We start from the raw sequence: 24911 nt of genomic DNA, 5'->3' as shown, positions 1-24911 counted from the left end.
GATTGATAATCATTACAATAACACACGATTATTGCAACACACTTGTACATTTAAACAACAAGTTTAAGAAAAATATCTTTCCATTATTCACATCTGCCATTATTTTTCACCATCTCCAATGGCAAGTTACACGATAAAAATAGTGAAAGTGCCCTTCATCAGGACACTTTCACTATTTTATAAAATTCGTAATCTACTTAGAAAACTTACGACCGTGGAATTGAGCGCTATCACCCAATTCTTCCTCGATACGAAGCAATTGATTGTATTTTGCCATACGATCGGAACGGCTCAATGAACCTGTCTTGATCTGACCGGAGTTCGTGGCAACAGCGATGTCGGCAATCGTGGCATCCTCCGTCTCCCCGGAACGATGTGAAGTCACCGAAGTGTAACCTGCGCGATGAGCCATCTCGATAGCATCCAACGTTTCGGTCAAAGTACCGATCTGGTTTACCTTAATCAAGATAGAATTGGCGCACCCCATATCAATACCTTTCTTCAAGTATTGCACGTTGGTCACGAACAAGTCATCACCTACCAATTGGCAACGGTCACCAATACGTTTTGTCAGCAATTGCCAGCCATCCCAGTCATTCTCGCTCATTCCGTCCTCGATAGAATCGATCGGATAACGGGATATCAACTCTTCCAGATAATCCACTTGTTGCGCGGAAGTACGTTTAGCACCCGTGGCCCCCTCGAACTTGGAATAGTCATAAATACCATCCTTGTAGAACTCGGAAGAAGCGCAATCCAAACCGATCATTACATCCTCGCCCGCCTTGTACCCGGCAGCCTCGATAGCCTTTATAATAGATTCCAACGCATCCTCTGTCCCTTTCAACGCGGGAGCGAAACCACCCTCGTCGCCGACAGCCGTACTCAATCCTCTATCGTGAAGTACTTTTTTCAAACTATGGAAAACCTCGGCGCCCATACGCAAAGCCTCACGGAAAGATTCCGCCCCCACGGGACGAATCATAAACTCCTGAAAAGCAATCGGAGCGTCGGAATGAGAACCCCCGTTAATAATATTCATCATCGGAACCGGTAAAACTTTAGCATTTACCCCACCGATATAACGGTACAACGGCATCTCCAAAGCATTGGCAGCAGCCTTGGCACAAGCCAAAGATACGCCCAACAAAGCATTGGCGCCCAAATTACTCTTGGTCGGGGTTCCGTCAAGTTCAAGCAACGTCCGGTCAATACCGACTTGATCCGTCACTTCCATTCCCAACAACGCATCGGCAATCACCGTGTTTACATTATTCACGGCTTTGGTCACACCCTTACCGCCATATCTTTTTTTATCACCGTCACGCAATTCCAATGCTTCATGTTCTCCGGTGGATGCCCCGGACGGCACAGCAGCACGTCCCATCACTCCACATTCCAAAAGAACATCTACTTCTACTGTCGGGTTCCCTCTGGAATCCAACACTTCTCTTCCTATAACTTCAGTAATGTACATTCTTCTTTACTTTAAAAAGTTGGTAAATAAATTGTTGTGACTAAGGTACGTAAAACAAACGAAAAAGTCACCCGAAATAGTTTATAAAGTTTTTAAAGTTTATAAAATGCATAAAGTCAAGAATCTATCGAGAACATCACTTCTGAATAAAACCACTACCACAACCTCCACTATAAACAGTTCCTCTCTATATACCTCTTTTCCCACGTTCAAGACTGTATTCCAGCTCCTCCTCTGTTTATAGAGAAGGAGGATGCGAAGCAGACGGAGAGCTGGTTACTATCTTCATTTTGGGAAATTTTTTATTTTAACAACCTCTTCTAACGTAAAAAAAGAAAGGTATAAAGTAAACTTCAAGGACATTATAAACCTTTTCCGATTAAATTTGTCTTATTGTCACGGAGGAAGATCAAGGATACAAGCGATTTGAAATTTAGAATTTAAAATCTAAAATTGACTTGTCTTTCTCCGAGGAATGTTCAAAATTGTGTATAAAGTGTATGAGTAAAATGAAAGATGTCGTCTTGACTATCTTCCTTGTCTTATTGGGCACTGCCGTGTTCTCGCAAACCGGACAAACGGGAAGTATCAAGGGGAAGATTATCGACGCGAAGACAAAAGAAGCCCTAGAGTTTGTAAACGTAAGTATCCGGACAAAAGATTCCGGCAAAACGTTAGTCACGGGAACAGTGACCGACTCCACCGGAGTGTTCCACTTGAGTAGAATTAAAAACGGTACTTATATTCTCTCCGCATCCTATATCGGGTATCGGACGCTGGAAAAGGAGTTCACGATCTCCTCGAAAGAGAGAAATATCAACCTGCGCAACCTCCTTCTGGAGGAAGATACCCAAGCAATCAGCGAAGTTCAAGTAGTCGCGCAACGCGCTCAAATGAGGTTCGAGATTGATAAAAAGGTTTTTGACGTGGCCTCTAACATCTCTCAAGCGGGAGGATCGGCAAGTGATATTCTCGGCAATATTCCCTCCGTGGAAGTGGACAACGAGGGGGAAATCTCCCTGCGGGGTAATTCCAGCGTGACGATCTGGATTAACGGGAAAGCATCCGGCTTGACCGCGGATAACCAAGCACAGATACTTGAGCAGATTCCGGCGGAAAGTATCGAACGGATAGAACTGATCACCAATCCCTCGGCAAAATTCAGCCCGGAAGGGACATCAGGCATTATCAATATTATCCTAAAAAAAGACCGGAAAGCAGGCTATTACGGAAGCATACAAACCGGAGCCGATACACAGGGCGGCTATAATGCCAGCGCCAATATAAACTACAATAGCGGCAAAGTGGAAACCTACCTGAACGCCGGATACCGGCAAAGGAAATCGGAGGGGGAAGACAATACCAACCGCACGAACACGGACGAAGCAGGTAACCCCGTTTCCTACTTGAACCAGAAAGGAAAAAGTGACCGGAACGGTAGCTCGGTATTCGTCCGCGCGGGAATTACCTATAACTTTACCCCCAAGGATCACTTGAGTCTGGAAGCATTCGCGCACTTCGGGGATCGGAAATCGGACAATATGATCCGTTACGAGAGCAACGTGCCGGGATCTTTCACCACGAGCGAACGACTGACGCATTCCAAGAATTCGTCGAACGGCAATAATATCAATCTGGACTATAAACACGAATTCAATAAAAACAGCAACATCACTGCCCGCGCTTCATGGGACTTGTGGAAATCGGACGGTACGGACACGTACAAGCAACACTCGTTTTACCCGGAAGGAAAAGAAACCGCTTCATGGCAACAACAGGAAAGCGACAACCGCAGCCAATCATGGGAATTTCAAGTGGACTATGTAAATAAATTCAGCGAAGACAGTAAAGTGGAAGCCGGGTACAAAGGCTCGCTCAGCAACCGGAAAAGTCCCGTGGAAACCTATTCCGGGGCAACGGAAGCATCTGCCGTGCTGGACGAACTATTGTTCAACAAATACATATACGACCAGAATATACAGGCTCTATATGCCACGTATTCGACCAAATTAAACCAATTCGGGGTACAAGTCGGGTTACGGGGAGAATACACGGATACCGAAACGAAATCATTGGGTTACGGGGAACACCGGAGCGAGGTGAAACCTTACAAAAATGATTACTTCAGTCTGTTCCCCAGTGTATTTCTTTCGTACAGCCTGCCGAAAGACAACGAAGTACAAATAAATTACACCCGTCGCATTTCCCGTCCCCGCGGATGGCAGCTAAACCCGTTCGTGAACATGACTGACTCGCTCAATATCTCGTATGGCAACCCGTACCTCGATCCGGAGTTCTCCAACTCCTTCGAGGTAAACTACATTAAGAACTGGGAAAAACACACGCTTTCACTTTCCGCGTACTATCGGAACACGGATGATGTCATCCAACGTATCCGCTACCGCGAGGGAGACGTGATGAAAAGCACTTCCGCCAATATCACGCGATCGTCGTCCACCGGAGCCGAAATCGTGGCAAAAAACAAATTTTTCAGCTTTCTGGATATAACGACCACCATGAATCTCTATTACAACAAGCTGGACGGCTTCTCGTACACGCCGGAAGGAACCGACACCCCGGTAACAGGGGAAAAAGATGATAATTTCTCGTGGAATGCCAAAATGATCGCCAATGCCATGCTTCCCTACGCTATTTCCCTACAGGCAACGGGGAATTATAATTCGAGACGGATCATTGCCCAAGGACACCGGAAATCCAATTACAGCATAGATCTCGGTGCCCGGAAATCGTTCTTCAACCGGAAAGTTACTTTCAGCGTAAACGTACAGGATATCCTTAATTCCCGCAACTGGCATAGTGTCACCTCCGGCAACGGCTTCCGTCAAGATAGCGATAGCTGGAGAAAAGGGCAAGTATTCCGCTTCACCCTAAGCTACAATTTCGGCAACATGAAAGCCACCCCCAAAAAACAACAACGCCAACAGAATGAAATGAATGGCATAGAAGAGGAATTTTAGTTTGTAACCAACAAACAAAGAAACCCCGGACTCACGTCCGGGGTTTCTTTATATCTGAATTTCAAATTATTCAGCCTTGGGAGCTTCCTCCTCTGTCTTCGGAGCTTCTTCAACCGAAGTTTCAGCAGCAGCCTCTGCAACAGGAGCGGCTTCTTTCTTGGCAGAAGTAGATCTCTTACGACGAGTCGTTTTCTTCACTTCTTCTTTCTTCACTTCCGTGTAAGTCGTGTTGTAATCAACCAATTCGATCATACACATTTCCGCGTTATCACCCAAACGGTTACCCAATTTCAAAATACGGGTGTAACCTCCCGGACGGTTAGCAATCTTCTCCGCGATGTCACTAAACATTTCAGCAACAACTTCTTTACGACGAAGATAAGAGAACACGGTTCTTCTAGAGTGAGTCGTGTCGTTTTTGGCCTTAGTCAAAAGCGGCTCAACATAGACCTTCAAAGCCTTAGCCTTAGCAACTGTCGTTCGGATTCTCTTGTGAAGAATCAAAGAACAAGCCATGTTAGAAAGCATCGCGTGTCTGTGCGAGCTAGTTCTACCCAAATGGTTAACTTTCTTATTATGTCTCATCTTACTTACTCTTTGTCTAATTTATACTTGGCAACATCCATACCGAATTCAAGGTTGTTGTTCTCCAGAAGGGCTTCCAACTCGGTCAAGGACTTCTTACCGAAGTTTCTGAACTTCAACAAGTCGTTCTTGTTAAATTGAACAAGCTCCCCTAAAGTTTCTACCTCAGCCGACTTCAAGCAGTTAAGTGCACGAACGGAAAGATCCATGTCCACCAATTTTGTTTTCAGCAACTGACGCATGTGCAATACCTCTTCATCGAACTCTTCGTTTCCATATTTATCCTCTGTTTCGAGAGTAATCTTTTCATCAGAGAATAACATGAAGTGATGGATCAAAATTTTAGCCGCCTCTTTCAACGCATCCGTCGGGTTGATAGAACCGTCGGTTTCGATCTCGAACACCAAACGTTCGTAGTCGGTCTTACCCTCCACGCGGTAGTTCTCGATTTCGTATTGCACGTTCTTGATCGGCGTGTAAATAGCATCGATAGGAATTACCCCGATTTCAGCGTCTGCAGGCATGTTCTCTGAAGCAGGAACATAACCGCGTCCTTTCTGAATGGTTAATTCTATCTCAAGGCTCGTGGCAGTATCCATGTTACAGATCACCAATTCCGGATTCAAAACTTCAAAGCTTTTCAGGAACTGGTTCATAGCACCGGCAGCAAACGTCTCTTGTCCGGAAACAGTAACGGTTAGCTTTTCAAACTCCACGTCCTCCACTTTTCTTTTCAACCGAACCTGTTTCAAGTTCAAGATAATCTCGGTCACATCTTCGATGACACCGGGGATCGTCGCGAACTCATGATCTACACCTTGAATTTTAATACCGGTAATCGCAAAGCCTTCCAAAGAAGACAACAAAATTCTGCGTAGTGGATTACCAATAGTGATGCCGTAACCTGGCTCCAACGGGCGGAATTCGAATTTACCGAATCTTTCCGTTGATTCAAGCATGATTACTTTGTCCGGTTTCTGGAAAGCTAATATTGCCATATATATTTTTATTTTACTACTTAGAATATAACTCTACGATTAACTGCTCTTTAATGTTCTCCGGGATATCTGATCTTTCCGGTACATTAAGTAGTTTCCCACTCATAGCGGCAGCATCCCACTCTAACCAAGAGTATCTGCTACTTCTATTCCCTCTCAGTGAATCATTGATCACCTCCAAAGATTTGGATTTTTCTCTGACAGCTACAACATCGCCCGGGCGGATGCGACATGACGGGATGTTGCATACTTTACCATTCACGGTGATATGTCTGTGAGATACATACTGACGAGCAGCAGCACGCGTAGGAGCTACACCTAAACGATAAACGACGTTATCCAGACGGCACTCCAACAATTGGAGCAATACCTCACCGGTAACACCTTTACTACTCTCGGCTTTCTCAAACAAGATACGGAATTGTCTTTCCAACAAACCGTAAGTATATTTGGCTTTTTGTTTCTCTTTCAATTGAGTTCCGTACTCGGAAATCTTCTTTCTACGGTGAGCTATTCCGTGTTGTCCAGGAGGATAGTTACGACGTTCTAACGCTTTATCCGGTCCAAAAATGGGCTCACCAAACTTTCTTGCTATTTTAGACTTAGGTCCTGTATATCTAGCCATTTCTATTTGATTTTTAAAATTACACCCAATATATTAATTACACTCTTCTCCGTTTCGGAGGACGACATCCATTGTGCGGAAGCGGCGTAACGTCAATGATCTCGGCAACCTCGATACCGCAAGCGTGGATCGCACGAATTGCAGACTCTCTACCGTTACCCGGTCCTTTAACATATACCTTAACTTTTCTCATACCCAAGTCGAAAGCAACTTTACCGCAATCGGTAGCTGCCGTCTGGGCTGCATAAGGGGTGTTTTTCTTTGATCCTCTAAATCCCATCTTACCTGCCGATGACCAAGAGATAACTTGTCCGTTAGCGTTCGTCATAGAGATAATGATGTTATTAAAAGATGAATGAACGTGTGCTTGTCCCACGGCCTCTACTTTAACTAGCCGTTTCTTGTTAGATGTAGACTTCTTTGCCATAATTCAATCTCTTATCAATTATTTAGTTGCTTTCTTCTTGTTAGCAACAGTTTTCTTCTTACCCTTTCTCGTGCGGGCATTGTTCTTCGTGCTCTGTCCTCTTACGGGAAGACCGATACGATGTCTGATTCCTCTGTAACAACCGATATCCATCAGTCGTTTGATGTTCATCTGAACCGATGTTCTCAACTCTCCTTCTACTTTGTACCCATCATTGATGACCTTACGTACAGCAGCTAGTTGATCGTCATTCCAGTCCTTTACCTTAGTGTCAAAATCGATGCCGGCCTTTTCTAATATGGTCCTGGCACTACTTCTACCTATACCGAAGATATAGGTTAGAGCTATTTCCCCTCTTTTGTTTGAGGGCAAATCTACACCAACGATTCTTGCCATAAAACTCTTTTACGTTTTTACTTAATTAATAATCAACCCTGACGTTGTTTAAATTTCGGGTTCTTCTTGCAAATGACGAATAAAACGCCCTTTCTTCTTACAATCTTGCAATCAGCACTACGCTTCTTGACAGATGCTCTTACTTTCATTGCTCTACAATTTAATTTTTATATCTGAATGTTATCCTACCTTTCGTGAGATCGTAAGGGGACATATCCACTCTCACTTTATCTCCCGGAAGTATTTTTATATAGTGCATCCGCATCTTTCCTGAAATATGAGCCGTAATGATATGCCCGTTTTCCAGTTCGACACGAAACATAGCATTCGACAATGCTTCCGTTATCACTCCATCTTGCTCTATTGAAGGCTGTTTCGCCATAATTCAATTTTAGATTTTAGATTTTAGATTTTAAATTAACCCTTCATTTCCCAATTTACAATCTAAAATTTGCAATTTACAATTTCCTAATCTTCTATATATTCAAATGTTGACAAAATATCAGCTTCTCCTTTTCCGATAGCTATCGTGTGCTCGAAATGGGCTGCCGGCAAATGATCTCTTGTCTTGATCGTCCACCCGTCCGCCATCTGAAACACGTTACGCACTCCCATGTTTATCATAGGCTCAATGGCTATCACCATCCCTACCTTCAACTTACAACCTTGTCCCCGGCGACCGTAATTCGGAACCTGAGGTTCTTCATGCAAATTCTTCCCTACCCCGTGTCCTACCAATTCTCTCACGACGGAAAAACCGTTCGCTTCGGCGTATGATTGTACGGCATAACCGATATCTCCTGTCCGCATTCCCGCTACTGCCTGTCCTATCCCTTTGTACAAGCTGTCTTTCGTCACTTGTAAAAGTTTTTTCACTTCATCGCTAATCTCCCCGACAGCAAACGTATAGGCGCTATCCCCGTAAAAGCCATTCTTCACAACCCCACAATCAACGGATACGACATCACCTTCTTCTAAACAACGAGAGGACGGTATTCCATGAACCACTTCATCATTCACTGAAATGCAAAGCGTGTTCGGAAAACCTCCATACCCGAGAAATCCGGGAATGCCACCATTGGAACGGATAAAATCTTCCGCTATCTTGTCCAACTCTAAAGTCGAAATACCCGGGCGAACGTGTTTGGACACCTCACCCAGAGTCTTTCCTACTAATCGGTTGCTTTCCCGCAATAACTCAATCTCCTCCTGTGTCTTTAAAAAAATCATGTCGCGAAAGTACAATATTTTTCTTTAATACGCAGCAGGTCCGCCAGGATTTTTACCTTTGATTCGTCCCGACTTCATCAACCCGTCGTAGTGACGCATCAACAAGTGAGACTCGATTTGCTGTAATGTATCTAAAACTACACCCACCAAAATCAACAAAGATGTACCTCCATAGAATTGGGCAAACTGATGGTTCACGCCCGATATTTGAGCGAAAGCCGGAAGAATAGCCACAATTCCCAAGAAGATAGATCCCGGAAGAGTGATTCTCGACATAATCGTATCAAGGAACTCCATAGTTTTTCTTCCCGGTTTTACTCCCGGAATAAATCCGCCGTTCTTCTTCATATCCTCTGACATCTGCATCGGATTTACCGTGATCGCCGTGTAGAAATAAGTAAACGCAACAATCAATACAAAGAACGTGAAATTATACCAGAACCCGGTGAAGTCAGAGAATGCCGCTGCAAACCCGGACAATCCCTCCGCATTGGAGAAATTAATCAAAGATACCGGCAACAACATAATAGCTTGAGCGAAAATGATAGGCATAACCCCGGCAGCGTTGATTTTCAACGGAATGTATTGACGAACACCACCGTATTGTTTGTTACCCACGATTCTCTTGGCATACTGTACAGGCACTTTACGCGTTCCCTGTACAAGTAGAATGGAACCGCAGAACACGAGAAACAATATTATCAATTCGATCAGGAAAGCTACTAATCCTCCTCCCTGTTGAGTCACTCTGGAAGTTACTTCTGCAACGAAAGCAAATGGCAAACGAGCGATGATACCAATCATGATGATGATCGAAACACCGTTCCCGATTCCCTTATCCGTGATTCTCTCTCCCAGCCACAGGACAAACATGGAGCCTGCCGCCATAATCACGATAGAGGGAAGTTGGAATTGCCAAAAACCGGTAGACACGAAAGCCTCTACAGGCACCTGAGCTTTTAAGTTTGTAAGATACGCCGAACCTTGTAATACGAGGATAACTAAAGTAAGGTACCGCGTGATTTGGTTAATCTTACGTCTTCCACTCTCTCCTTCTTTCTGCAAGCGCTGGAAATAAGGAACTGCAATTCCCAATAACTGCACCACGATGGAGGCGGAAATGTAAGGCATAATACCCAAAGCAAATACCGACGCATTCGAGAACGCTCCCCCCGAGAACATATCCAACAAGCCTAAAACGCCGCTGGAAGTTTGATCTTTCAAGGCCTGCAAGCCATGAGGGTCGATACCGGGCAGTACGATCTCTGTTCCTAACCTGTAAACGAGAATAAGCCCAAGCGTAGTTAAAATCCTAGTCTTGAGCTCCTCTATTTTCCAAATGTTCTTTAATGTATCAAATAACTTCATAAGTTCTTTCTTTTAAGGCATTGATCTGGGTTTTGTTAAAGTTGCTTCAAAAATAGTAATTCTATTTTAAAAACAACTTTAAACGCCCAAATTTTTAATCTTACAATTTAACTACCGTTCCGCCCGCAGCCTCAATTGCTGCTATAGCCTTAGCGGAGAAAGCATTAGCTTTCACTTCCAACTTAGTAGTTAACGCTCCATCACCTAATACCTTAAGAAGATCGTTCTTAGACATTAATCCGGCTTGAATCAAAACGTCTTTTTCAATTACTGTAAGATTTTCTCTCTCGGCCAAATCCTGAAGCATCCCTACATTAATAGCTTTATACTCTACTCTATTTATATTTTTAAAGCCAAATTTCGGTACACGTCTCTGCAAAGGCATCTGTCCTCCCTCAAAACCGATCTTGGATTTATAACCCGATCTTGATTTCGCACCTTTATGTCCTCTTGTAGAAGTACCTCCTTTTCCGGAACCCTGACCGCGACCAATTCTTTTCTCTCTGTGAGTTGATCCGGCAGCCGGTGTTAAGCTACTTAAATCCATTGTATACTATCTTTAAAATAGGTTCGACAATTACTTTACTTCCTCAACGCGAACCAAGTGTTTAACCTTGGCTACCATACCCATGATCTGGGGTGAGGTTTCGTGTTCAACACTACTGTTTACTCTTCCGAGGCCTAACGCATTCAAAGTACCAAGCTGACGCTTATCGCTACCGCTTCTACTTTTTACCAGTGTAATTTTAATCTTTGCCATCGTTCATTCAGTTTTATCCGTTAAACACTTTGTCAAGACTAATGCCTCTCTGCTGAGCAATCATTCGGGGATCTCTCAATAACTTCAAAGCCGCAAAAGTAGCTTTTACCAAGTTGTGAGGGTTGGATGATCCTTTCGATTTTGCCAACACGTCTTTAATCCCGGCACTCTCCAATACGGCACGCATAGCACCTCCGGCTACCAGCCCGGTACCTGAAGAAGCGGGACGCATAAATACGGTTGCTCCGCTATATTTAGCTTCTTGCTCGTGAGGAAGAGTTCCTTTCAATACAGGCACTTTTATCAAATTTTTCTTCGCGGCTTCAACACCTTTTGAAATAGCGGTTGTTACCTCGTTAGCTTTACCTAACCCGTAACCTACCGTACCATTCTCGTCGCCTACCACCACGATTGCAGAGAAACTGAAGGTTCTACCTCCCTTGGTAACCTTGGTTACGCGGTTGATAGCCACCAATCTGTCTTTCAATTCCAAGTCTGCACTATTAATCTTCTGTTCCATGCTCGCCTACTTTTAAAAATTAAGACCACCGTTACGAGCTGCATCTGCTAATGCTTTCACTCTTCCGTGATACAAATACCCGTTTCTGTCAAACACAACAGCTTCGATACCGGCTGCCTTTGCTTTTTCAGCAATCATTGCACCCAACAATTGTGCCTGTTCTGTCTTGTTGCCTTTCTTTTCAGCAATCTCTTTGCAGAGTGAAGTTGCTGAAACCAATGTCTTTCCGGCATTATCATCAATCAACTGAGCAGAGATTTGTTTGTTTGAACGGAACACCGTCAAACGAGGTCTCTCAGCAGTTCCGAAGACTACTTTACGTATTCTTCTTTTTATTCTTATTCTTCTTTCTACCTTAGTTAAAGCCATAACATTACTTTTTTACAGGTGATTAAACTTTAGCTGATTTACCAGCCTTACGACGAAGAACTTCACCCACAAATTTGATACCTTTACCCTTGTAAGGCTCCGGTTTACGGAATGAACGGATCTTGGCCGCTACCTGACCGATAAGTTGCTTATCGCAACTTTCCAGCGTAATAATCGGGTTAGCACGTTTTTCATTGAGTACACTCACCTTCACTTCATTCGGTAACACCAAGAAGATCCCGTGTGAATAACCTAACCCTAATTCAAGAACCTGACCTTCAGCATTCGCTCTGTAACCTACTCCGACCAACTCTTGTTTGATCGTGTAACCTTCAGAAACACCTACAACCATGTTATGAATCAAAGCACGATATAAACCATGCATGGCTTTATGAGCTTTATCTTCTGACGGACGCTCAACAACAAGTTGAGTTCCTTCCACCTTCACGATCATATCTCCGTGTACGTCCTGAGAAAGTTCTCCCTTCGGACCCTTTACCACGACCGTGTTGTTAGGATTTACAGTTACTGTAACCCCTTGTGGTATATCTATTGGTAATTTTCCTATTCGTGACATTTTCCGCCCTTTTTATTAATAAACATAGCACAATACTTCACCGCCAACATTCTTTTGGCGAGCTTCTTTATCAGACATTACGCCCAATGACGTTGACAAAATCGCGATACCCAATCCGTTCAGCACGCGAGGCATGTCCTCTACATTCGTGTAACGTCTCAGACCCGGTTTTGAAACACGTGTCAATGTTCTAATGGCGGGCATTTTCGTCTCGGGATGATACTTCAAAGCGATTTTGATATTGCTTCTGATACCATCTTGCTCAAACTTGTAATTCAGGATATATCCTTTTTCCTTTAAGATCTTGGTCATTTCCCGTTTCATCTTTGATCCCGGGATATCCACTACTTTATGACCTGCCTTCACTGCATTTCTGATGCGTGTAAGGAAATCTGCTATTGGATCTGTCATCTCTTCAAATTTTTAAATATTACCAACTAGCCTTCTTAACTCCGGGTATAAGTCCCGCTGAAGCCATCTCGCGGAATTGAATTCTGCTTATACCAAACTGTCTCATGTACCCTCTCGGTCTTCCTGTCAGTTTGCATCTGTTATGCAAACGAACGCGACTGGAGTTTTTCGGTAGAAGGCTCAATCCAATGTAGTCTCCTTCCTCTTTTAATTTAGCTCGTTTCGCGGCGTACTTTTCTACCAATTTTGCACGCTTAACCTCACGGGCCTTCATTGATTCTTTTGCCATTTCGCTTTTTTTTAGTTCTTTTTAAATGGTAATCCAAATTCTCGTAGAAGAGCAAAAGCCTCTTCGTCGGTATTAGCCGAAGTTACAAAAGTGATGTTCATACCCATGATCTTGTGAACACTGTCCAACACGATTTCCGGGAATATGATTTGCTCCTCTATTCCTAAAGTGTAATTTCCTCTTCCGTCAAGCTTATTGTTGATTCCTTTGAAATCACGGATACGCGGAAGCGCGGAAACAATAAGTCTTTCTAAAAATTCATACATACGTTCTTTACGCAAAGTCACTCTTACGCCGATCGGCATGCCCTTACGTAATTTAAAGTTAGAAACGTCCTTGGTTGATTTACAAGTTACGGGCTTCTGACCGGTGATGGTCGCGATCTCGTTCACTGAAAACTCAAGGATCTTCTTATCCTGAATGGATGATCCCACACCCTGATTGATTACTATCTTCTCCAATTTGGGCGCCTGCATAACTGACTTGTATCCGAACTCCTTCATTAAAGTCGGTACAATTTCTTCGCTATACTTCTTTTTGTAATTTGGTACGTATTTCATTTATAATATTTGTTATAATGCCTCACGGCATATCATTTTCATTTTGCGGCTGCAAAACTACAAATTAAAATCATAAATTGCAAGTTGCTCTATAACAACCTGCAATTTTATTTATTCTTACTTCAACTCCTGACCGGATCTCTTAGCGTATCTTACTAATTTTCCTTCTGCGTTCCGGCGGCGTCCGATTTTGGTCGGCTTTCCGGTTTGCGGGTCAACAACGTTCAAGTTGGAGATGTGGATTGGAGCTTCTTTCTTAATGATTCCTCCTTGCGGGTGAGCAGCGTTGGGTTTGGTATGTTTACTTACCAGATTGATACCCTCAACAATAGCTCTTTGCTTATCCGGAATCATTTCAAGTACCTTCCCTTGTTTCCCTCTGTCTTCTCCTGCATTTACTTGAACTAAGTCACCTTTCTTTATATGAAACTTCTTGCTCATCGTATAAATTATTTATGATTTATGATTTACGATTTATGATTTCAAGACTTCCGATCATTTTTTCAATCTAAAATCTAAAATCATAAATCTAAAATCTTAAAGTACTTCGGGGGCTAAAGATACAATCTTGGTATAACCCTCACGAACTTCTCTGGCAACAGGTCCGAAGATACGAGTTCCTCTCATTTCTCCCGCGTTGTTCAACAACACGCAAGCGTTATCATCAAAGCGGATATAAGATCCGTCCGGACGTCTGTACTCTTTGCTTACACGAACTACCACTGCCTTACTAACGGTTCCCTTTTTAATATCACCGTTCGGGATGGCGTTCTTCACGGTAACAACGATTTTATCGCCTACGCGTGCGTATCTTTTCTTGGTACCACCAAGAACACGGATACAAAGCACTTCTCTGGCGCCGCTGTTATCGGCTACGGTCAATCTACTCTCTTGTTGTATCATGATTACTTAGCTCTTTCAATGATTTCAACTAATCTCCATCTCTTGGTCTTGCTCAAGGGACGGGTTTCCATAATTCTCACGGTATCCCCGATGTTACATTCGTTCTTCTCATCGTGGGCGGTGAACTTTTTGGTCTTGCTGACGAACTTCCCGTAAATCGGGTGCTTCTCCTTAAAGTGAACAGCAACCGTGATAGACTTGTCCATCTTGTTGCTTACCACAAGACCGGTACGCTCTTTTCTAAGATTTCTTTCCATTTTCTACTACTTGTTTAATTCACGCTTGCGTAACTCCGTCATCAATCTAGCGATGTTTCTTCTTGTAGCCCGGATCAACATCGGGTTCTCAAGAGGAGAAACAGCATGGTTCATCTTCAACTTCGTCAAGGCCGATTGCTCTGTAGCGATCTTCTCCTTTATCTCTTCTGTGGTTAATTCACAAATTTCTGATTGTTTCATTTCTCTTACATTTTTTCGTTTCGAAATTCAAATAGTCAACGACTACTCGGAATAATCACGTCTAACCACAAACTTCGTAGCGATGGGCAACTTTTGAGCCGCTAAACGCAATGCTTCTTTAGCGATTGCATAAGGTACTCCATCTGCTTCGAAAAGAATACGTCCCGGTGTAACCGGAGCAACGAACCCTTCCGGAGATCCCTTACCCTTACCCATACGAACCTCAGCGGGTTTTTTAGTAATAGGTTTATCTGGAAATATACGAATCCATATCTGACCCTGTCTTTGCATGTAACGAGTTACCGCAACACGGGCTGCTTCAATCTGGCGTTGTTCGATCCACATGTTCTCCAACGCCTTGATCCCGAAAGATCCGAATGCCAGTTCATGTCCTCTTTGGGCATTCCCTCTCATTCTCCCTTTCTGCGACCTTCTGTATTTAGTCCTCTTTGGCTGTAACATAGCTCTTGATCTGTTTAAAAGTTAAAAGACTATTTTTTTCTCTTTTTAAACCCGCCTTTTTTGCCGGCATTGTTCGGACGGTTGTTCTCTCTCGGAGCACTTACCAGCGCGTTCGGAACCAGTTCGCGTTTACCGTAAACCTCTCCTTTGCAAATCCAAACTTTAATACCCAGCTGACCGTAGGTAGTCAAAGCCTCGGCCTGAGCGTAGTCTATATCAGCGCGGAACGTGTGCAACGGAATTCTACCTTCCTTGTAGATTTCGGCTCTCGCCATTTCCGCACCGTTCAAACGACCGGAGATCAAAATTTTGATACCTTCCGCTCCCATTCTCATGGTTGAAGCGATAGCCATCTTGATAGCTCTACGGTAAGCTACGCGGCCTTCCAACTGACGAGCTATGTTATTGCCCACGATCACGGCATCCAATTCCGGACGCTTGATCTCGAAGATATTAATTTGAACTTCCTTATCGGTGATCTTCTTCAACTCCTCTTTCAACTTGTCAACTTCCTGACCTCCTTTACCGATGATAATACCCGGACGAGCGGTGTTGATCGTGATAGTGATGAGTTTCAAAGTTCTCTCGATAACAATTTTAGCGATTCCTGCTTTAGCGAGACGGGCGTTCAGATACTTTCTGATCTTGTAATCTTCCACCAATTTATCGCCATAGTTTTTACCGCCAAACCAGTTAGAATCCCATCCTTTGATGATTCCTAATCTATTGCTTATTGGATTAACTTTCTGTCCCATGTAACTATTCTTTTGTAATGTTTTCTACAGCTGTCTTGCTTCCCAGCACGATCGTCACGTGATTTGAACGTTTACGAATCCGGTGTGCTCTTCCTTGCGGGGCCGGTCTAAGTCTTTTCAACATACCTGCACCGTCAACGAAAATCTCTTTCACGAACAGGGCTGCTTCGTCAACACGCTTCCCTTCGTTCTTCTGTTCCCAGTTTGCAATCGCTGAAAGCAACAGCTTTTCAACCTTACGAGCAGCTTCTTTAGGACAAAACTTAAGCATATCCAAAGCTTTCTGTACATCTACTCCGCGAACCAAGTCTGCCACCAATCTCATTTTTTGAGGAGATGTAGGACAATCGCGAAGAATTGCAAAAGCCTTCTCTTTTTTGGCTTCTTTATTCTGATTTGCTCTTAATCTTTTTCTTGCACCCATTTTAATACATCTTCTTTAGTTCAACCTTACCATGCATTATTTTTTCTTCTTATCAGCATGGCCTCTAAATGTACGCGTCGGCGCAAATTCTCCCAATTTATGACCTACCATATTTTCAGTCACGAATACCGGGATAAATTTATTACCGTTGTGTACAGCGATAGTGTGCCCTACGAAGTCCGGAGAAATCATGGAATGACGAGCCCAGGTTTTAACAACCGATTTCTTATTGGACTCATTCATCACCAATACTTTTTTCTCTAGCTTGAAATCTATAAAAGGGCCTTTTTTTAACGAACGACTCATAACATCAATAATTAATCAGTTATTTTTTCCTTCTTTCTATGATATACTTGCTAGAGTGCTTCTTCGGAGCTCTAGTCTTGTATCCTTTAGCCAACAAGCCTTTTCTTGAGCGAGGATGTCCTCCTGAAGCGCGGCCTTCACCACCACCCATCGGGTGATCAACCGGGTTCATCACGACACCTCTCACGCGAGGTCTGCGACCTAACCAGCGCGTACGACCGGCTTTACCTGAACGTTCCAAAGCGTGGTCGGAGTTAGACACCGTACCTACTGTGGCGCGACAAGCTGCCAACACCATACGAACCTCACCGGAAGGTAACTTGATAGAAACGTATTTACCGTCTCTCGCCACTAACTGAGCGTATGAACCGGCACTACGAGCCATCACGGCTCCCTGCTGCGGTCTCAACTCGATGTTATGAATGATTGTACCTAGTGGGATTTCAGATAAGAACAAAGAATTACCTACTTCCGGAGCAACACCTGCACCACTCATCACGGTTTGATCAATTTGCAACCCGTCCGGTGCCACGATGTAACGTTTTTCTCCGTCTGCATACACTAATAGAGCAATTCTCGCCGTACGATTGGGATCGTACTCGATCGTTGCAACACGAGCCGGAACATTATCCTTATCGCGTTTGAAATCTATTATTCTGTATCTTTGTTTATGACCACCACCTATATATCTCATTGTCATTTTACCGGAATGGTTACGTCCACCGGTTCTTTTCTTCGGTCCTAACAATGATTTCTCAGGTCTATCTGTAGTCAACTGATCAAAGGTAATCGCTACCTTATGTCTCTGACCAGGAGTTACAGGGTTTAATTTTCTTACAGCCATCTTAATTAAATATTGCTAAAAAAATCAATACTATCACCTTCTGCTAAGGTCACAATTGCTTTCTTGAATGAAGCGGTTCTTCCGGAGATAACACCTGCTTTCGTGTAACGGGATTTTGCATCTCCCTGGTACACCATCGTGTTTACATTCTTCACGGTCACGCTGTACATTGCTTCAACTGCTCTCTTAATCTCTAATTTATTCGCTGCTTTGTTTACAACAAACGCTACTCTGTTCTGCTTGTCAGTCAATGCTGTCATTTTCTCTGACAAAATGGGCTTAAATATCACTTGCATGTCTTACTCTTCATTAAGATTGAACATTTCATTCAGGCCCTGCACCGAACTTTCAACGAACACGAGATTCTTAGCTCTCATGATATTGTAAGTTGCAAGATCGCAAACTCTCATCACATCCAAGTATTGCAAGTTACGAGCGGATAACAGAACGTTATCGTTCATCTCGTTCGTCACCAACAGGATGTTCCGATCACCTAATTTCAGGTTATTCAACAGCTGTACCATCTGTTTTGTCTTCGGTGCCTCGAAGTTGAGATCCTCAACAATAGTAACTGCATTTTCAGCAACTTTCACAGATAACGCTGATTTACGGGCCAATCTTTTCAGCTTCTTGTTTAATTTGAAGCTATAATCTCTTGGTACGGGTCCAAACACTCTACCACCACCCCTGAACAGAGGGCTCTTGATACCACCAGCACGGGCACCACCGGTACCTTTTTGCTTTTTCAGCTTGCGGGTACTACCGGAAATCTCGTTTCTTTGTTTTGACTTGTGGGTTCCTTGGCGGTTGTTCGCTAAAAACTGCTTTACATCAAGATAGATAGCGTGTTCGTTAGGCTGAATCCCGAAGATAGCGTCATTTAACTCTATCTTCCTGCCTGTCTCTTGTCCGGCAATGTTTAATACACTTAACTCCATTACTTCTCGATAATTACGTATGAACCTTTAGCTCCGGGAATAGAACCCTTCACCAATAACAAATTATTCTCGGGTATCACCTTCAACACTTCCAGATTCTGAACCGTTATTCTATCACCACCTGTTTGTCCACCCATGCGCATTCCTTTGAAAACGCGTGACGGTGTAGAACAAGCACCGATAGATCCCGGCTTTCTCTGACGGTTGTGCTGACCGTGAGTAGCCTCTCCAACTCCAGCAAAACCGTGGCGTTTCACAACACCTTGGAATCCTTTTCCCTTGCTGGTCCCTACAACATCAACGTATTCTGTTCCCTCGAACAGTTTCACGTCAATTACATCTCCTAACTTGTACTCGACATCATACCCTGAAAACTCAACGAGCTTTCTTTTCGGAGTTGTGCCTGCCTTCTTAAAATGTCCACTTAGCGGCTTCGTTGTGTGTTTTTCTTTTTTGTCATCAAAACCCAACTGAAGTGCTGTGTAACCGTCTTTCTCTACAGTTTTTACCTGAGTTACAACACATGGACCGGCCTCAATCACAGTGCATGGAACACTTTTTCCCTCGGCACTGAATACGGAAGTCATTCCGACTTTTTTTCCAATTAAACCTGGCATCTCTTTTTTTCTCTTTTTAAAAATAGGTTTTCAATCTCTCTAATAACGACATAGGTTTTCGCCGTTATCATACTTTAATCTCTACTTCAACACCGCTCGGTAACTCTAGTTTCATCAAAGCGTCGATCGTACCTGCAGTAGAACTGTAGATGTCGATCAATCTTTTGAACGTGCATACCAAGAATTGTTCACGGCTCTTTTTGTTCACGAACGTAGAGCGGTTTACAGTAAAAATACCCTTGTGAGTCGGAAGCGGAATCGGTCCGCTTACCACTGCGCCGGTAGCCTTTACTGTCTTTACAATCTTCTCTGCAGACTTGTCAACCAAGTTGTGATCGTAAGATTTCAACTTAATTCTGATTTTTTGGCTCATGTTTTTAATTATGATTTATGATTTAAGATTTACGACTCTCGATCACTCTTGAATCGTAAATCACTAATCCAAAATTCTTACAATAATTCTACTCTACCGTTATTCTTCTCTACGACTTCCTTGGCAATGCCCTTCGGTACCTCAGCGTAATGCGAGAACTCCATGGATGAACTTGCACGACCGGAAGACAAAGTTCTCAAAACGGTCACGTAACCGAATTGCTCTGCAAGCGGCACTTTGGCCTCGATCACGCGAGCTCCGGCTCTTGACTCCATTCCTTCAACTTGTCCGCGACGACGGTTCAAGTCACCGATAATATCTCCCATGTACTCTTCCGGGGTTACCACCTCGAGTTTCATGATCGGCTCCAACAACACCGGTTTCGCTTTCTGTGCTGCTTCCTTGTAACCGATCTTAGCGGCCATTTCGAAAGACAAAGCATCAGAGTCAACCGGGTGGAACGAACCGTCAAGCAAAGTAATTTTCAAGCTCACCAACTCGTATCCGGCCAAAACACCGTTTACCATGGCATCCTTGAATCCTTTCTCTACAGACGGGATAAACTCCTTCGGGATATTACCACCTTTCACCTCGTTCACGAAAGTCAAACCTTCTTTTCCTTCTTCTGCCGGTTCCATTCTGAAGATGATATCAGCGAATTTACCGCGACCTCCAGTTTGTTTCTTGAACACGTGACGGTGTTCAACCGTTCCGTTGATAGCCTCTTTGTAAGCAACCTGAGGAGCACCTTGGTTACATTCAACCTTAAACTCACGTCTCAGACGGTCAAGGATAATATCCAAGTGAAGCTCACCCATACCACTAATCACGGTTTGCCCTGAATCCTCGTCAGTCTTCACGCGGAAAGTCGGGTCTTCTTCAGCCAATTTAGCCAAAGCCATACCTAACTTATCCGTATCTTTCTGCGTAAGCGGCTCAACAGCAATACCGATCACCGGTTCCGGGAATGTCATACTTTCCAATACGATTTGATTTTCCTCAGAACACAAGGTATCACCGGTACGAATATCTTTAAATCCAACGCAAGCACAAATATCACCAGCCTCGATCACATCCTTAGGCTGTTGTTTATTGGAGTGCATCTGGAACAAACGAGAAATACGCTCTTTCTTCTCTGTACGCGGGTTGTAAACGTATGAACCAGCCTCGATTTTACCAGAGTAAACACGTGTATAGCACAAACGTCCCACGAACGGGTCAGTCGCGATCTTGAATGCCAACGCGGAAAGCGGAGCATCAGGATCAATCTCGAAAGTCACGGATTCTTCTGTTCCCGGTCTTTTACCTGCAGCAGCCGGAATATCCAGCGGGTGCGGCAAATAAGCGATAACGGCATCCAACAAATTCTGAACACCTTTGTTCTTGAACGAAGAACCGCACATCACCGGACAGAAATCCATAGCGATAACGGCTTTACGAACCACGGCTTTCAATTCTTCAACCGTGATAGAATCAGGATCCTCGAAGAAACGTTCCATCAAAGCCTCATCCTGAACAGCGGCAGCCTCAACCAACTTCTCTCTCCATTCTTGAGCTTCCGCTAATAAATTAGCCGGAACTTCTTTAATTGTAGCATCCTTCGATCCATTCTCCCACACGTAAGCCTTCATCTCGATCAAATCGATTACTCCCTCGAAATTCTCTTCAGCACCGATAGGCAACTCCAGAGGAATCGGGTTAGCTTTCAATTTCTCGCGAATCTCACGTACTGCCTTGAAGAAGTCAGCACCTGAACGGTCCATTTTGTTCACGAAAGCGATTCTCGGAACCCCGTACTTGTTTGCCTGACGCCAAACGGTCTCCGATTGTGCTTCCACTCCACCCACGGCACAGAACAATGCAACAGCACCGTCCAACACACGCAATGAACGCTCTACCTCAACGGTAAAGTCAACGTGTCCCGGGGTATCAATAATATTGATTTTATATTGCTGGTCCTGATAATTCCAGAAACAAGTGGTAGCGGCAGAAGTAATGGTGATACCCCTCTCCTGCTCCTGCACCATCCAGTCCATGGTAGCCGTACCATCGTGAGTTTCACCAATCTTGTGGTTCACCCCCGTGAAATACAGGATACGCTCAGTCGTTGTGGTTTTTCCGGCATCAATGTGAGCCATGATACCGATGTTTCTTGTAAAATGTAAATCTCTTTTTGCCATCTTCTTTCTATCCCTTCAATTAAAATCTGAAATGTGCAAAAGCTCTGTTGGCTTCAGCCATACGGTGAATATCCTCTTTCTTCTTGTAAGCCGCTCCTTCTTCCTTGTATGCAGCCATGATTTCAGCAGCTAGTTTTTCTGCCATGTTTCTACCGCTTCTTTTGCGAGAGAACAGAATCATATTTTTCACGGAGAGAGCTCTTTTTCTCATCGGGTTGATTTCCGTCGGCACTTGGAACGTAGCACCACCTACACGACGACTCTTCACCTCAACCTGCGGAGTGATATTCTCCAAAGCTTGTTTCCAGATTTCCAACGCTGGCTTTTCTTCTTTTTTGCTCATTTTTTCTTCCACGATATCAATAGCATCGTAGAAAATTCTAAACGCGATAGACTTCTTTCCGTCTACCATCAAATCATTAACGAACCGAGTTACTAATACATCGTTAAACTTCGGGTCCGGTAACAGGATTCTCTTTTTTGGTTTACTCTTTCTCATCTCTTCTAGTTTACGAATTTGTTCGTTCGCTGCCCTTTCCGGTCTTCAACGGTCTCACGACCATTTACTCAACTTTTCGGGAACAACCCATAAACAACTCCTGTTAATTCTTACTTTTTCTTACCTTTAGCGGGAGCGGCCGGAGCAGCACCTTTTTTCGGTCTCTTGGCACCATACTTGGAACGACTCTGTAAACGACCGTTAACACCGGCAGCATCCAATGTACCGCGAACCAAGTGATAACGAACTCCCGGAAGGTCTTTCACACGACCACCTCTAATCAAAACGATAGAGTGCTCTTGCAAATTGTGTCCTTCTCCCGGAATGTAAGCATTTACCTCTTTTCCGTTGGTTAATCTAACTCTGGCAACCTTTCTCATCGCTGAGTTTGGTTTCTTCGGGGTTGTCGTGTACACACGAACACAAACCCCGCGTCTTTGCGGACAACCATCCAAAGCCGGAGCCTTGCTTTTGTCCTGGATTTTTGTTCTTCCTTTTCTTACTAACTGTTGAATAGTTGGCATACAAGTACTTTTAAATTAGTTACTTTTATTCAATTTGGCTCGCGAATGTACGAACTTTATATTTCACCACCAAACAATTCTATCTTTTTTTTCAAAAAAAGGGCAAGACAGTGAGAAGGTTAGCCGTACTTATAAACCAATAAACTCGCATTTTCCTTTCCCTTTCACATCAAACTCTTTTCAAAAACCTTCCCGAACGAGTTTGAAAGGAGTTTGAAAGGAGTTTAAAAGGAATTTGTTCCCTATCTTCACCGGGATTACAATAGAAGTTATCCCTATCTGGAAAATGAAGTCAACAGCACACGAAATTGTTCCATGTCACCCGCCTCCAGTGCGTCTACCACGTCCAGCACCCAGTTGTTTACGCGTACTTTCGGCTTCAAGTAATCCGAAGCAACCATTGTCAGGAATTCACCGGCACCCGTCGATAAGTGTTCGTCAAGCGTTAATTCGCCTAAATCACCTCCGCCACAACATCCTCCAATAAGAATGGGATCACACCCACATACAACACACCATCTTCATCCGACCAAAGTTTGCGGCTACCGTCCAGCACAACAATCTTGCGAAAAAAGTCGCCAGTGTTTCTCAGCGAGAAAACCTCTTGTGCTTTCTTCTCAGGAGTGTCCACATTCAATGCCGACTGAATATACACCTTGTCATTGCCCACGTTAACCACAAAGTCAATCTCATATTGCGACAACTTACGCTTGCCGTCTATTACACGTGTCAACTCTACAATGCCCACATCCACTGAATAACCTCTGCGAATCAAGTCATTGTAAATCATATTCTCCATCAGGTGCGAACGCTCTTGCTGACGGAAATTCAACCTAGCATTTCTCAATCCTAAATCCATGGCGTAATACTTCTGAATCGTGTCGAAATACTTACGTCCTTTCACATCCCATCGTTTTGCGCTCTGGAAAAGAAAAGCATCCTCCACATAGTCCAAATAGTTTTTGATAGTATTGTGCGAAGGCAATTTTCCCATCAAAGAACCTGCTGTATTGGCCAGTTTGTTCGGATTCGTCAGTGAGCCTACTGACGATGAGAGTGCATCAATCAAAGCACTCAATGTATTGTCATCCTTTAGGTTGTAGCGTTCCACAATGTCCTTGATATAGACATTCGAGAACAGACCTTTCAAATATTTACGTTTTTCCTTTTCATCCGGCTCAAGAACCGCCAAAGGCATACCGCCGTACATCAGATACTCCTCCAGTGCATCAGCTTTCTCCATCCGAGCCACAGACAAGTATTCTGCAAATGATAGCGGATAAACTTTTTGAAATTTTAGTTGTATATTACAACCATTTTGTCAGTACAAAAATACTTTTTTTTCTTCAAACTGACCGGAAATACAATAATAAATATTTCTATACCCAAAGTTATTGATACAACATTTCTGTAATTTAGAAGAATAATCATCTAAGCTTGAACCCAATATCAACTCTCCAAGAGTGTACTCTTGTACTAAACATTCACCGGCACCCGTCGATAAATCTATCCACGAGACCGGTGAATATTAAATTACACGATTACTCCTCGTTCCCCCTTTTCGGGTTCTCCCGGGAAGTATCCAGTATATTAAAACAAGCCAACACGTTTTTCCGGTAATAATCCCCCATCGGGAACCATTTATCCCCAACCCGCAAGGAGTTGCCCGCCCACGTGTCGACATAACGCAGGTTCAGGATAAAACCACGGTGTACACGCACAAGATAGGCGTCTGGTAGTTGCAACTCCACGCTACCCAAACGGCACGCCACGGTAATCCGGGATTTATCTTTAAAATGAAAATAACAATAATTACCCGATGCCTCTATCCAAAGGATTTCGGCATAAAAATATTTCTTGTAATACTCGTCCTGACGAATAAGCAAGCCATCTGCCACCAGCGGTGACACCCTCAAAGGTGCACTTACACCCGATAAATCTGTTTTCATTGACAATTAAATTTATGTCTCATGAAAAAATCACCGACGGGCGTAAACAATAAAAGCAAATCTCACGCCACCACGCCTACTGTTCAGTACGTAGCGGTTCTCTATTCAC

Annotated in this window: 38 protein-coding genes; 1 reads left to right on the top strand and 37 read right to left on the bottom strand. The window is 43.7% G+C overall.

Translation table 11 applies throughout. The features are described from left to right. Window positions 1-193: 193 nt before the first annotated feature. A complete protein-coding gene (gene eno, locus CS948_RS10560; RefSeq protein ID WP_099291634.1) occupies window positions 194-1477 on the bottom strand; it encodes a phosphopyruvate hydratase in 1284 nt (427 codons plus the stop codon). Window positions 1478-1977: 500 nt separating this feature from the next. Here eno and CS948_RS10555 point away from each other — a divergent pair, with 500 nt between their 5' ends. Further along, window positions 1978-4455 (top strand): TonB-dependent receptor domain-containing protein, encoded by a 2478-nt coding sequence (locus tag CS948_RS10555; protein WP_255301955.1) that lies wholly within the window; start codon window positions 1978-1980, stop codon window positions 4453-4455. A 66-nt stretch (window positions 4456-4521) separates the two neighbouring features. Here the strand turns inward: CS948_RS10555 and rplQ are convergent, their stop codons facing one another. From rplQ to CS948_RS10380, 36 genes are all read right to left on the bottom strand, one after another. Beyond that, window positions 4522-5040, bottom strand: a complete 519-nt coding sequence (gene rplQ / locus CS948_RS10550) for a 50S ribosomal protein L17 (protein WP_099291633.1) — start codon at window positions 5038-5040, stop codon at window positions 4522-4524. A 5-nt stretch (window positions 5041-5045) separates the two neighbouring features. Next, entirely contained in the window at window positions 5046-6038 is a 993-nt protein-coding gene (locus CS948_RS10545; protein WP_099291632.1) for a DNA-directed RNA polymerase subunit alpha, read from the bottom strand. A gap of 16 nt (window positions 6039-6054) precedes the next feature. After that, window positions 6055-6663 (bottom strand): 30S ribosomal protein S4, encoded by a 609-nt coding sequence (rpsD, locus tag CS948_RS10540; protein ID WP_099291631.1) that lies wholly within the window; start codon window positions 6661-6663, stop codon window positions 6055-6057. Between the two features lie 37 nt (window positions 6664-6700). Next, window positions 6701-7090, bottom strand: coding sequence for a 30S ribosomal protein S11 (gene rpsK / locus CS948_RS10535; RefSeq protein WP_099291630.1), 390 nt, complete (start codon window positions 7088-7090; stop codon window positions 6701-6703). An 18-nt stretch (window positions 7091-7108) separates the two neighbouring features. Then, window positions 7109-7486, bottom strand: a complete 378-nt coding sequence (gene rpsM, locus CS948_RS10530) for a 30S ribosomal protein S13 (RefSeq protein ID WP_099291629.1) — start codon at window positions 7484-7486, stop codon at window positions 7109-7111. 32 nt (window positions 7487-7518) lie between these two features. Further along, window positions 7519-7635: a 50S ribosomal protein L36 gene (rpmJ, locus tag CS948_RS10525; protein ID WP_018337663.1), complete on the bottom strand. Its 117-nt coding sequence runs from the start codon at window positions 7633-7635 to the stop codon at window positions 7519-7521. An 11-nt stretch (window positions 7636-7646) separates the two neighbouring features. Next, window positions 7647-7868: a translation initiation factor IF-1 gene (gene infA / locus CS948_RS10520; protein ID WP_018337664.1), complete on the bottom strand. Its 222-nt coding sequence runs from the start codon at window positions 7866-7868 to the stop codon at window positions 7647-7649. An 86-nt stretch (window positions 7869-7954) separates the two neighbouring features. Beyond that, window positions 7955-8716, bottom strand: coding sequence for a type I methionyl aminopeptidase (gene map, locus CS948_RS10515; protein WP_099291628.1), 762 nt, complete (start codon window positions 8714-8716; stop codon window positions 7955-7957). Window positions 8717-8740: 24 nt separating this feature from the next. Next, window positions 8741-10084: a preprotein translocase subunit SecY gene (gene secY / locus CS948_RS10510; protein ID WP_099291627.1), complete on the bottom strand. Its 1344-nt coding sequence runs from the start codon at window positions 10082-10084 to the stop codon at window positions 8741-8743. A 100-nt stretch (window positions 10085-10184) separates the two neighbouring features. Continuing rightward, the gene (gene rplO, locus CS948_RS10505; RefSeq protein ID WP_099291626.1) at window positions 10185-10631 is read right to left on the bottom strand and encodes a 50S ribosomal protein L15; all 447 of its coding nucleotides are present in this window, start codon (window positions 10629-10631) and stop codon (window positions 10185-10187) included. Between the two features lie 30 nt (window positions 10632-10661). Next, on the bottom strand, window positions 10662-10844 hold the full coding sequence (rpmD, locus tag CS948_RS10500) for a 50S ribosomal protein L30 (protein WP_099291625.1): 183 nt from the start codon (window positions 10842-10844) through the stop codon (window positions 10662-10664). 13 nt (window positions 10845-10857) lie between these two features. After that, entirely contained in the window at window positions 10858-11364 is a 507-nt protein-coding gene (rpsE, locus tag CS948_RS10495; protein ID WP_099291624.1) for a 30S ribosomal protein S5, read from the bottom strand. A 12-nt stretch (window positions 11365-11376) separates the two neighbouring features. Further along, window positions 11377-11733: a 50S ribosomal protein L18 gene (rplR, locus tag CS948_RS10490; RefSeq protein WP_099291623.1), complete on the bottom strand. Its 357-nt coding sequence runs from the start codon at window positions 11731-11733 to the stop codon at window positions 11377-11379. A gap of 22 nt (window positions 11734-11755) precedes the next feature. Beyond that, the gene (gene rplF / locus CS948_RS10485; protein ID WP_099291622.1) at window positions 11756-12310 is read right to left on the bottom strand and encodes a 50S ribosomal protein L6; all 555 of its coding nucleotides are present in this window, start codon (window positions 12308-12310) and stop codon (window positions 11756-11758) included. Window positions 12311-12325: 15 nt separating this feature from the next. Beyond that, entirely contained in the window at window positions 12326-12721 is a 396-nt protein-coding gene (gene rpsH / locus CS948_RS10480; protein ID WP_099291621.1) for a 30S ribosomal protein S8, read from the bottom strand. A gap of 19 nt (window positions 12722-12740) precedes the next feature. Beyond that, entirely contained in the window at window positions 12741-13010 is a 270-nt protein-coding gene (gene rpsN, locus CS948_RS10475) for a 30S ribosomal protein S14 (protein WP_027201662.1), read from the bottom strand. A gap of 11 nt (window positions 13011-13021) precedes the next feature. After that, window positions 13022-13570, bottom strand: coding sequence for a 50S ribosomal protein L5 (gene rplE / locus CS948_RS10470; protein ID WP_099291620.1), 549 nt, complete (start codon window positions 13568-13570; stop codon window positions 13022-13024). 117 nt (window positions 13571-13687) lie between these two features. Beyond that, window positions 13688-14011: a 50S ribosomal protein L24 gene (gene rplX, locus CS948_RS10465; protein WP_099291619.1), complete on the bottom strand. Its 324-nt coding sequence runs from the start codon at window positions 14009-14011 to the stop codon at window positions 13688-13690. A 96-nt stretch (window positions 14012-14107) separates the two neighbouring features. Further along, entirely contained in the window at window positions 14108-14473 is a 366-nt protein-coding gene (gene rplN, locus CS948_RS10460) for a 50S ribosomal protein L14 (RefSeq protein ID WP_018337676.1), read from the bottom strand. A gap of 2 nt (window positions 14474-14475) precedes the next feature. After that, entirely contained in the window at window positions 14476-14730 is a 255-nt protein-coding gene (rpsQ, locus tag CS948_RS10455) for a 30S ribosomal protein S17 (RefSeq protein ID WP_018337677.1), read from the bottom strand. Between the two features lie 6 nt (window positions 14731-14736). Next, the gene (gene rpmC / locus CS948_RS10450) at window positions 14737-14931 is read right to left on the bottom strand and encodes a 50S ribosomal protein L29 (protein ID WP_099291618.1); all 195 of its coding nucleotides are present in this window, start codon (window positions 14929-14931) and stop codon (window positions 14737-14739) included. A gap of 42 nt (window positions 14932-14973) precedes the next feature. After that, entirely contained in the window at window positions 14974-15393 is a 420-nt protein-coding gene (rplP, locus tag CS948_RS10445) for a 50S ribosomal protein L16 (protein ID WP_099291617.1), read from the bottom strand. Window positions 15394-15422: 29 nt separating this feature from the next. After that, a complete protein-coding gene (gene rpsC, locus CS948_RS10440) occupies window positions 15423-16148 on the bottom strand; it encodes a 30S ribosomal protein S3 (protein WP_099291616.1) in 726 nt (241 codons plus the stop codon). Window positions 16149-16152: 4 nt separating this feature from the next. Further along, complete coding sequence (rplV, locus tag CS948_RS10435) at window positions 16153-16572, bottom strand: 50S ribosomal protein L22 (protein WP_099291615.1); 420 nt, start codon at window positions 16570-16572, stop codon at window positions 16153-16155. Window positions 16573-16608: 36 nt separating this feature from the next. After that, on the bottom strand, window positions 16609-16878 hold the full coding sequence (gene rpsS, locus CS948_RS10430) for a 30S ribosomal protein S19 (protein ID WP_018337682.1): 270 nt from the start codon (window positions 16876-16878) through the stop codon (window positions 16609-16611). A 19-nt stretch (window positions 16879-16897) separates the two neighbouring features. Then, on the bottom strand, window positions 16898-17722 hold the full coding sequence (gene rplB / locus CS948_RS10425; RefSeq protein WP_099291614.1) for a 50S ribosomal protein L2: 825 nt from the start codon (window positions 17720-17722) through the stop codon (window positions 16898-16900). Window positions 17723-17727: 5 nt separating this feature from the next. After that, a complete protein-coding gene (gene rplW / locus CS948_RS10420; protein WP_099291613.1) occupies window positions 17728-18018 on the bottom strand; it encodes a 50S ribosomal protein L23 in 291 nt (96 codons plus the stop codon). A gap of 3 nt (window positions 18019-18021) precedes the next feature. Further along, window positions 18022-18660, bottom strand: coding sequence for a 50S ribosomal protein L4 (gene rplD, locus CS948_RS10415; RefSeq protein ID WP_099291612.1), 639 nt, complete (start codon window positions 18658-18660; stop codon window positions 18022-18024). Then, on the bottom strand, window positions 18660-19277 hold the full coding sequence (gene rplC / locus CS948_RS10410; RefSeq protein ID WP_099291611.1) for a 50S ribosomal protein L3: 618 nt from the start codon (window positions 19275-19277) through the stop codon (window positions 18660-18662). Before rplC ends, rplD begins: the two co-directional genes overlap by 1 nt. 67 nt (window positions 19278-19344) lie before the next feature. Next, the gene (gene rpsJ / locus CS948_RS10405) at window positions 19345-19650 is read right to left on the bottom strand and encodes a 30S ribosomal protein S10 (RefSeq protein WP_009137840.1); all 306 of its coding nucleotides are present in this window, start codon (window positions 19648-19650) and stop codon (window positions 19345-19347) included. A 77-nt stretch (window positions 19651-19727) separates the two neighbouring features. After that, entirely contained in the window at window positions 19728-21830 is a 2103-nt protein-coding gene (fusA, locus tag CS948_RS10400) for an elongation factor G (RefSeq protein ID WP_099291610.1), read from the bottom strand. A 19-nt stretch (window positions 21831-21849) separates the two neighbouring features. Next, the gene (gene rpsG, locus CS948_RS10395) at window positions 21850-22329 is read right to left on the bottom strand and encodes a 30S ribosomal protein S7 (RefSeq protein WP_099291609.1); all 480 of its coding nucleotides are present in this window, start codon (window positions 22327-22329) and stop codon (window positions 21850-21852) included. A 110-nt stretch (window positions 22330-22439) separates the two neighbouring features. Further along, on the bottom strand, window positions 22440-22853 hold the full coding sequence (gene rpsL / locus CS948_RS10390) for a 30S ribosomal protein S12 (protein WP_099291608.1): 414 nt from the start codon (window positions 22851-22853) through the stop codon (window positions 22440-22442). Window positions 22854-23128: 275 nt separating this feature from the next. Continuing rightward, window positions 23129-23254 carry a hypothetical protein gene (locus tag CS948_RS21880; protein WP_255301954.1) on the bottom strand — a complete coding sequence of 42 codons (126 nt, stop codon included), beginning with the start codon at window positions 23252-23254 and terminating at the stop codon, window positions 23129-23131. A gap of 53 nt (window positions 23255-23307) precedes the next feature. Next, entirely contained in the window at window positions 23308-24096 is a 789-nt protein-coding gene (locus CS948_RS10385; protein WP_255301953.1) for an ATP-binding protein, read from the bottom strand. Between the two features lie 298 nt (window positions 24097-24394). Beyond that, entirely contained in the window at window positions 24395-24802 is a 408-nt protein-coding gene (locus tag CS948_RS10380; protein ID WP_099291607.1) for a LytTR family DNA-binding domain-containing protein, read from the bottom strand. Window positions 24803-24911: the final 109 nt, after the last annotated feature.

Origin of the sequence: Butyricimonas sp. Marseille-P3923 (genome assembly GCF_900184685.1) — a bacterium.
Taxonomy (GTDB): domain Bacteria; phylum Bacteroidota; class Bacteroidia; order Bacteroidales; family Marinifilaceae; genus Butyricimonas; species Butyricimonas muris.
The sequence above is the reverse complement of the archived record's forward strand: the minus strand, read 5'-3'. Positions and strand labels throughout refer to the sequence as shown.

What these genes read in the sequence shown, in the direction of transcription:
- eno (WP_099291634.1), bottom strand. Translation starts at nt 1,477, where the DNA reads ATGTACATTACTGAAGTTATAGGAAGAGAAGTGTTGGATTCCAGAGGG.
- CS948_RS10555 (WP_255301955.1), top strand. Translation starts at nt 1,978, where the DNA reads ATGAGTAAAATGAAAGATGTCGTCTTGACTATCTTCCTTGTCTTATTG.
- rplQ (WP_099291633.1), bottom strand. Translation starts at nt 5,040, where the DNA reads ATGAGACATAATAAGAAAGTTAACCATTTGGGTAGAACTAGCTCGCAC.
- CS948_RS10545 (WP_099291632.1), bottom strand. Translation starts at nt 6,038, where the DNA reads ATGGCAATATTAGCTTTCCAGAAACCGGACAAAGTAATCATGCTTGAA.
- rpsD (WP_099291631.1), bottom strand. Translation starts at nt 6,663, where the DNA reads ATGGCTAGATATACAGGACCTAAGTCTAAAATAGCAAGAAAGTTTGGT.
- rpsK (WP_099291630.1), bottom strand. Translation starts at nt 7,090, where the DNA reads ATGGCAAAGAAGTCTACATCTAACAAGAAACGGCTAGTTAAAGTAGAG.
- rpsM (WP_099291629.1), bottom strand. Translation starts at nt 7,486, where the DNA reads ATGGCAAGAATCGTTGGTGTAGATTTGCCCTCAAACAAAAGAGGGGAA.
- rpmJ (WP_018337663.1), bottom strand. Translation starts at nt 7,635, where the DNA reads ATGAAAGTAAGAGCATCTGTCAAGAAGCGTAGTGCTGATTGCAAGATT.
- infA (WP_018337664.1), bottom strand. Translation starts at nt 7,868, where the DNA reads ATGGCGAAACAGCCTTCAATAGAGCAAGATGGAGTGATAACGGAAGCA.
- map (WP_099291628.1), bottom strand. Translation starts at nt 8,716, where the DNA reads ATGATTTTTTTAAAGACACAGGAGGAGATTGAGTTATTGCGGGAAAGC.
- secY (WP_099291627.1), bottom strand. Translation starts at nt 10,084, where the DNA reads ATGAAGTTATTTGATACATTAAAGAACATTTGGAAAATAGAGGAGCTC.
- rplO (WP_099291626.1), bottom strand. Translation starts at nt 10,631, where the DNA reads ATGGATTTAAGTAGCTTAACACCGGCTGCCGGATCAACTCACAGAGAG.
- rpmD (WP_099291625.1), bottom strand. Translation starts at nt 10,844, where the DNA reads ATGGCAAAGATTAAAATTACACTGGTAAAAAGTAGAAGCGGTAGCGAT.
- rpsE (WP_099291624.1), bottom strand. Translation starts at nt 11,364, where the DNA reads ATGGAACAGAAGATTAATAGTGCAGACTTGGAATTGAAAGACAGATTG.
- rplR (WP_099291623.1), bottom strand. Translation starts at nt 11,733, where the DNA reads ATGGCTTTAACTAAGGTAGAAAGAAGAATAAGAATAAAAAGAAGAATA.
- rplF (WP_099291622.1), bottom strand. Translation starts at nt 12,310, where the DNA reads ATGTCACGAATAGGAAAATTACCAATAGATATACCACAAGGGGTTACA.
- rpsH (WP_099291621.1), bottom strand. Translation starts at nt 12,721, where the DNA reads ATGACAGATCCAATAGCAGATTTCCTTACACGCATCAGAAATGCAGTG.
- rpsN (WP_027201662.1), bottom strand. Translation starts at nt 13,010, where the DNA reads ATGGCAAAAGAATCAATGAAGGCCCGTGAGGTTAAGCGTGCAAAATTG.
- rplE (WP_099291620.1), bottom strand. Translation starts at nt 13,570, where the DNA reads ATGAAATACGTACCAAATTACAAAAAGAAGTATAGCGAAGAAATTGTA.
- rplX (WP_099291619.1), bottom strand. Translation starts at nt 14,011, where the DNA reads ATGAGCAAGAAGTTTCATATAAAGAAAGGTGACTTAGTTCAAGTAAAT.
- rplN (WP_018337676.1), bottom strand. Translation starts at nt 14,473, where the DNA reads ATGATACAACAAGAGAGTAGATTGACCGTAGCCGATAACAGCGGCGCC.
- rpsQ (WP_018337677.1), bottom strand. Translation starts at nt 14,730, where the DNA reads ATGGAAAGAAATCTTAGAAAAGAGCGTACCGGTCTTGTGGTAAGCAAC.
- rpmC (WP_099291618.1), bottom strand. Translation starts at nt 14,931, where the DNA reads ATGAAACAATCAGAAATTTGTGAATTAACCACAGAAGAGATAAAGGAG.
- rplP (WP_099291617.1), bottom strand. Translation starts at nt 15,393, where the DNA reads ATGTTACAGCCAAAGAGGACTAAATACAGAAGGTCGCAGAAAGGGAGA.
- rpsC (WP_099291616.1), bottom strand. Translation starts at nt 16,148, where the DNA reads ATGGGACAGAAAGTTAATCCAATAAGCAATAGATTAGGAATCATCAAA.
- rplV (WP_099291615.1), bottom strand. Translation starts at nt 16,572, where the DNA reads ATGGGTGCAAGAAAAAGATTAAGAGCAAATCAGAATAAAGAAGCCAAA.
- rpsS (WP_018337682.1), bottom strand. Translation starts at nt 16,878, where the DNA reads ATGAGTCGTTCGTTAAAAAAAGGCCCTTTTATAGATTTCAAGCTAGAG.
- rplB (WP_099291614.1), bottom strand. Translation starts at nt 17,722, where the DNA reads ATGGCTGTAAGAAAATTAAACCCTGTAACTCCTGGTCAGAGACATAAG.
- rplW (WP_099291613.1), bottom strand. Translation starts at nt 18,018, where the DNA reads ATGCAAGTGATATTTAAGCCCATTTTGTCAGAGAAAATGACAGCATTG.
- rplD (WP_099291612.1), bottom strand. Translation starts at nt 18,660, where the DNA reads ATGGAGTTAAGTGTATTAAACATTGCCGGACAAGAGACAGGCAGGAAG.
- rplC (WP_099291611.1), bottom strand. Translation starts at nt 19,277, where the DNA reads ATGCCAGGTTTAATTGGAAAAAAAGTCGGAATGACTTCCGTATTCAGT.
- rpsJ (WP_009137840.1), bottom strand. Translation starts at nt 19,650, where the DNA reads ATGAGCCAAAAAATCAGAATTAAGTTGAAATCTTACGATCACAACTTG.
- fusA (WP_099291610.1), bottom strand. Translation starts at nt 21,830, where the DNA reads ATGGCAAAAAGAGATTTACATTTTACAAGAAACATCGGTATCATGGCT.
- rpsG (WP_099291609.1), bottom strand. Translation starts at nt 22,329, where the DNA reads ATGAGAAAGAGTAAACCAAAAAAGAGAATCCTGTTACCGGACCCGAAG.
- rpsL (WP_099291608.1), bottom strand. Translation starts at nt 22,853, where the DNA reads ATGCCAACTATTCAACAGTTAGTAAGAAAAGGAAGAACAAAAATCCAG.
- CS948_RS21880 (WP_255301954.1), bottom strand. Translation starts at nt 23,254, where the DNA reads ATGGTTGCTTCGGATTACTTGAAGCCGAAAGTACGCGTAAACAACTGG.
- CS948_RS10385 (WP_255301953.1), bottom strand. Translation starts at nt 24,096, where the DNA reads ATGGAGAAAGCTGATGCACTGGAGGAGTATCTGATGTACGGCGGTATG.
- CS948_RS10380 (WP_099291607.1), bottom strand. Translation starts at nt 24,802, where the DNA reads ATGAAAACAGATTTATCGGGTGTAAGTGCACCTTTGAGGGTGTCACCG.